Here is a 5,519-nt window from a genome sequence, read left to right on the forward strand (position 1 = left end):
GACCACACCGAGATTCGTGGTGTTGACCGCGACCTGGATGGCCAGCGGGATCGGGTCCTGCTTGGGCGCGAAGATGGCGTTCTTCAGCGACCCCTCCATGGTGCCGCCATAGGCGTCGGCCACCATGACCGTGTCCTCGATCATCATGAAGTCGAAGCAGGCCCGTTCCATGCTGCGCGCCATGTCGACGTAGAACCTCCCGTCGGCCCAGTTGGCCACATCCGGGGAGGCCCACTCGGACTCCCAGTCCGGCGGCGTGAAGTTCATGAACCAGCCGAGGTGAAACTTCTTGGTCATCCCGATATCTCCTGAATCCGCAGGCCTTGCGAAGCCATCACAGCGCCCGCGCATGTCACCGTGAATGCGCCACCGTGGCGCCTCTATTGCGCCGATGTTGCCGGGATTTCGCTGGCCGTCACATGCGGCTTGTCAGGAGGCGGCGCGCTCCGGGCCATCCCGGCGCACTTCGGTGAGCAGGCAGGCCGCAAAGCGGCTGCTGGTGCCGTCGAGCGAGTACAAGATCGGCGCTTCGGTGGTGCAACGGTCGGTCCGGTCAGGGCACCGTGGGTGGAAGGAGCACCCCGGTGGCACTGCGAGCGGGCTGGCCGGCTCGCCCGGCAGCCGGACCGGCGCAGTGCCCGGTGACGGGATCGCGGCCAGCAGCGCCTTGGTATAGGGGTGTTTCGGGTTGCTGATGACCTCGACGGTGGGGCCGACCTCGACGATCTGGCCGAGGTACATCACCGCCGTGCGGTCGGAGATGAACCGGGCGGCGGCGAGGTCGTGCGTCACGAACATCACTGCCATGCCGAGCTCACGACGCAGATCCTGCAGCAGGTTCAGCACCGACGCGGCCAGCGACGCGTCCAGCGCCGATGTTGGCTCGTCGCACAGCAGCAGTTTGGGTGGCACGATGATCGCCCTGGCGAACGCCGCGCGTTGCCGCTGACCCCCCGACAGCATTCCGGCCTTGGCCTCGGCGACCTCGGGCGGCAGCCCCACCTGGCGCAGTGCCCTGCCGACCTTCTCGCGCCGCTCGGCTCGGCCGGTGGTCTTGATCAGCCGTTCTCCGACGATCTCGCCGACGGTCAGCCAGGGGGTCAAGGAGGCGCCTGCGTCCTGGAACACCATCTGCGGCTGGCCGCCGGGACAGTCGACGGTGCCCCCGTCCGGCTTCATCAGCCCGGCCACGACTCGCAGCAGGGTGGACTTACCCGATCCGGATTCCCCGACCACGGCCACTGACTCGCCGGGGGCGATGTCGAGGATGATGTTGCGCAGCGCGTGGAGCTTGTCCTTGTGCAGCAGCCCGCGCCGTACGTCGAAATGCTTGTCCACGCCGTTGATTTGCGCCGCGGGCCGGGGGTCGTCCGGTTTGGTCATCGGTGCGAACGACGCCGTCTCGGCGAGGCTGCCGATCACTTGGGTGGCGTCGGAGATCACGCAGGCGCTCACTCCGTCGTGGGTCGCGGCCGGCCGTGGGGCGGGCACCGATTCCAGACACGGCTCGACTGCGGCCGGGCAGCGGGGCGCGAAGGCACAGCCGGGTGGGTGCGCGCGAGGGTCGGGCGGCTCTCCGGGCAGCGAGGGGATGGCGTGCCCGATCGGCAGGTCCAGGTTGAGGCGTGCCTTGAGGAGGCCGACGGTGTAGGGGTGCGACGGCGCCCGCAGCACGTTCGCCATCTGGCCCTCCTCGGCCAGCCGACCGCCGTACATGACGGCGACCCGGTCGCACACCTGTGAGGCCACGGCGACGTCGTGGGTGACAAGGATGAAGGAGGTGCCGAGCTGGTCACAGAGGTCGCGGATCAGGCCGAGCACCTGAGCCTGGACGGTGACGTCGAGGGCCGTGGTCGGCTCGTCGGCGATCACCAGATCCGGCTTGCCCGCCACCGCCATGGCGATCATCACCCGCTGCCGCAGGCCGCCGGACAGTTCGTGTGGAAATGCCTTCATGCGCCGAGCTGGGTCGGGGACGCCGACCAGGTCGAGGAGGCGCAGCGCCTCCTCGTCTGATCCCGCGGCCTCGACGACCTGGCGGCCCACCCGCATCGTCGGATTGAGCGAGGTCATCGGGTCCTGAAAGACGGCGCCCAGGTGCGCCTTTCGGACGTCGCGCCGCTCGTCGTCGGAGGCCGCGACCATGTCCACACCGCACACCTCGGCCCGGCCGGTGATCGTGGGCATCGGCTCGCCGGACAGCAGGCCGAGCAGGGCGAGCCCCATCACGCTCTTGCCCGAGCCGGACTCGCCCACCACGGCGAGGATCTCGCCGGGGTTGATGTCTAGCGTGACACCGCGCAACGCGTTGACCGCGACCCCGCGCCGCTCGAAGGTGACGGTCAGGTCCTCAACGCGGGCGCGCGGGACGTTCGGCGCATCGGATGGAGCGGCGGCGACATCGCGCAATGTGGTCATGGACGCTACCTCTTCTGTGGTGTGTCACGATGAAAACCCGGCCGCGTGACGCGGAGGGGTCGCCCCGATGCCTGGCATATTGCGCCGTGTTTCGAGCGGTGCTGCCGTACAAGCTCGCCGGACCAACCACCAACCCCTGGAATCAGCCTTCCTAGACGCGCTTGATGGTGGCGGCGTCGAAGATGGAGGGAAGGTAGGAGTTCTGCACGATCCCGGCGATCCCCTTGTGGGCGATCATGTTCTCCGGTCGCCGGCACAGCGGCACCCAGAGCGCCTCGTCTTCGATGAGCCCGGTGATCTGCACGTATGCCTGGTTGGTCGCGTCGATCGTTGGCTTGGTGATCGCCTCGTCCATGAGCCGGTCCACCGTCGGGTTGCCGTACTGAAAGTAGTTGAGCGGCTTGGCTCCGGTGCGCAGGAAGATCCGCAGCACGGTGTCGAGGTGCAACGCATCGCCGCCGATGCCTGCGACCATGAGGTCGGGCCGCTTCTCGGCCGGCTGGTTGGCGAGGTCGAAGGACTCCGCGCTGGGCATGGCGCGCACGGTGATGTCCAGCCCGGTCGGGGCGAGCTGGGTCTGGACCAGCTCGGCCACCTGCTGACCCGGCGCGCCGTAGGACGTCACCCAGGCGAGGTCGATCTTCTTGGACGGCAGCGTCGGCACGATCGCCTCGAGTGGCGCCAGGTCGAAGCCCGTCGAAACCGGCGTCAGCCCTGCCGGAAAGGTGTTCTCGGGCCAGAAGTTCCCGGCCACCTGAACGACGCCCTGGAATGCGGTATCGACGATCGAGGGGCGGTCCAGGGCGGTCATCATCGCCTGCCGAAGCGCCTTGTCACTGAAGATGCCTGCGCCGAAGTTCATCCAGAGCACGATGATCGTGGAACCGAGCACCGTGGTCGCGTTGAAGTCAGGGTTTTGTCTGTAGTTCAGGACGTCGGGGATGGCGAAGCCCTTGGAGACGAGGTCGAAGGCGCCCTGGTCCAATTGCAGCTTCTGGGTGGCGATTTCGGGGACGATCTCGATGCGCACGGTTTGGAAGTACGGCTTTTCGCCCCAGTAGCCGTCGAAGCGCTCCAGCGTGTAGTGGCTGCCGGGGACGAACTCCTTCATGACGTACGGCCCGGTGCCTGCGTCGTTGGTCTTGAGCCACTCCTGGGCCAGGTCGCCGCCCACTGCGTTGGTCTTGACCGCGGTCGGGCTCACCGCGAACATCTGCCACGGGCAGGCCGCATAGTGCAGGAAGGCGTTGTTGGGCTCCTTGAGCGTCACGACGAGCGTAGTCGGATCGGGCGCAACGGATTTGGCGATTCCCTCCACCATGTAGGCCGGTCCCTCTTTGACCGCGAGCCTGCGCTCGAAGCTCTTGATCCAGGCCGCCGCGTCGGCAGGGGTGCCGTCGTGGAAGGTCACGTCGGGCACCAGTTTGAAGGTGTAGGTCAGCTGGTCGTCGGACACCGTCCAGGACTGCGCCAGCGCGGGGATGATGTCGGAGGTGCCCGACTTGTAGTTGACCAGGCCCTCGTAGCAGGACTTCATCACCTGCACGCCCTCGCCCTCGTACATGATGTCGGGGTCGGGCACCTGCATGTCCTGTAGGAACGGCATCCGCAGGGTCAGCGTGCCCTTGCCGTCGTCGCTTGCCGTACCACCGCACGCCGCGAGGAAGTTGGCCAGGGCGAGTCCGCCCACGGTTAGGCCGCTGGCCCGCAGGAAGGTTCGGCGGTCCAGGGCGATCGGGGCACGGGTCACGGGTGTCTCCTCAGGCTGCGGTGCTGGGGTCTACGGCGCGGCAGTCGACGGCGCGGCGGCGGGTGAGGCTCGGCCCTGGGACAGGGCAGATGTATCTGTGAGTTGCCATCCAAACCGCTGTACGTGACAGCGCGGGGTCGCCACCGTGGTGTTTCCATTGCGCCGCATGACATGGCGCATTCCCCGCGTAATGGTTCGACGGTGCGTGAGCGGTCGCGTTTAGAATTCGAGCAGGTTGTCGCGGAACATTTCGTAGCGATAGTGCTCCCGAGTGAGGCCGCGCTTCTGCAACTCCGGCACCAGGCCGTCGGTGATCTCACTGATCGAACGACGGGTGAGGACGTCCTGGGTGATCAGGAAGCCGTCGCCGCCGACCTCGGCCATCACCTCACCCATCTGCTCGGCGACTTCCGCTGGCGTACCGAGGAACTCCACCCGCTGCCCCGCGCCGTAGGCCGAGTTCGACGCGACTTCCCGCAGCGTTCTGTCGAGGTTTGCCGGGCTGTTCATGAACCAGCCGAGGTGACTTCTCTGGCGGCTAGAGCCGTCAGCTTCTTTTCACGCCGCTTGGGCGTGAAGGGCCAGTCCAGCCCGCAGGATGTTGCGTGCAGCGTGTTCGTCGGCCTGGGCATGATGCCCGCACCGTTGGCAGACGAACTCTGCTTGGCTGACACGGTTCCCGGGTGCTGCGTGTCCACAGTTCTCGCAGCCATCGGAAGTGTGCCGGGGGTCGACCTCGATCCATACACGCCCAGCGTCTTCCGCTTTGGCGCGCAATACAGCGAGGAAACCGGCCCAGCCCGCGTCATGGATGCTTCTGTTCAGCCCGGACTTCGCCCGCCCCCGGTTGGGGAGATACTGACCGGATGCGTCGGGGTCGGGCACGGGTTTGGCTCGACGGACCATGTTGGCGATCGCCAGGTCCTCCACCACCAACAGGTCGTAAACATCGACGAGGCGGCGTGCTTGTTTGTGGTGAAAGTCCTTGCGCTGGTTGGCGATCTTGCGGTGCCGCGCCGCTACCGTCTCCCGCTTCGCTTGACGATTCCTGCCGCCTCGGCGAGCCCGTTGCAGCCGCCGTTGGGCGGCAGTCAGCTTGGCCGCCGCGCGGCGGCCCCAGCGGGGATTGTCGATGTGCTCACCGTCGCTGGTGGTGGCGAAACTGGCGATCCCGACGTCGATCCCGCCCTGACGCCCGGTCGCCGGCAGCGGATTGGTCGGCACATCGTCGCACGACAAGATCAGCATCCAGCGCCGCCCTTGGCGTTTGATTTGGATCGTCTTCACCCGCCCCGACACCTGGCGATGCATATGAACTTTCACCTGCCCGATCCCTTGCAGATACACCCGC

The 5,519-nt window shown here is 67.0% G+C and carries 4 protein-coding genes and 1 pseudogene; all 5 read right to left on the reverse strand.

The genetic code is table 11. The features are described 5' to 3' along the window. Nucleotides 1-297 (reverse strand): annotated as a pseudogene (locus QOC69_RS29285) (NtaA/DmoA family FMN-dependent monooxygenase); the annotation flags it as partial. A 132-nt stretch (nucleotides 298-429) separates the two neighbouring features. Beyond that, nucleotides 430-2,418 carry a dipeptide ABC transporter ATP-binding protein gene (locus tag QOC69_RS29290; protein WP_526446024.1) on the reverse strand — a complete coding sequence of 663 codons (1,989 nt, stop codon included), beginning with the start codon at nucleotides 2,416-2,418 and terminating at the stop codon, nucleotides 430-432. Between the two features lie 151 nt (nucleotides 2,419-2,569). Then, nucleotides 2,570-4,168, reverse strand: a complete 1,599-nt coding sequence (locus tag QOC69_RS29295) for an ABC transporter substrate-binding protein (protein ID WP_526446025.1) — start codon at nucleotides 4,166-4,168, stop codon at nucleotides 2,570-2,572. Between the two features lie 219 nt (nucleotides 4,169-4,387). Then, nucleotides 4,388-4,678: a hypothetical protein gene (locus QOC69_RS29300; protein WP_526446026.1), complete on the reverse strand. Its 291-nt coding sequence runs from the start codon at nucleotides 4,676-4,678 to the stop codon at nucleotides 4,388-4,390. Nucleotides 4,679-4,726: 48 nt separating this feature from the next. Beyond that, nucleotides 4,727-5,519, reverse strand: a 793-nt coding sequence (locus tag QOC69_RS29305; RefSeq protein WP_526446027.1) for a transposase, incomplete at its 5' end; no start/stop codon positions are given.

The sequence above is a fragment of the Mycobacterium sp. genome (assembly GCF_032162105.1).
Classification (GTDB): domain Bacteria; phylum Actinomycetota; class Actinomycetes; order Mycobacteriales; family Mycobacteriaceae; genus Mycobacterium.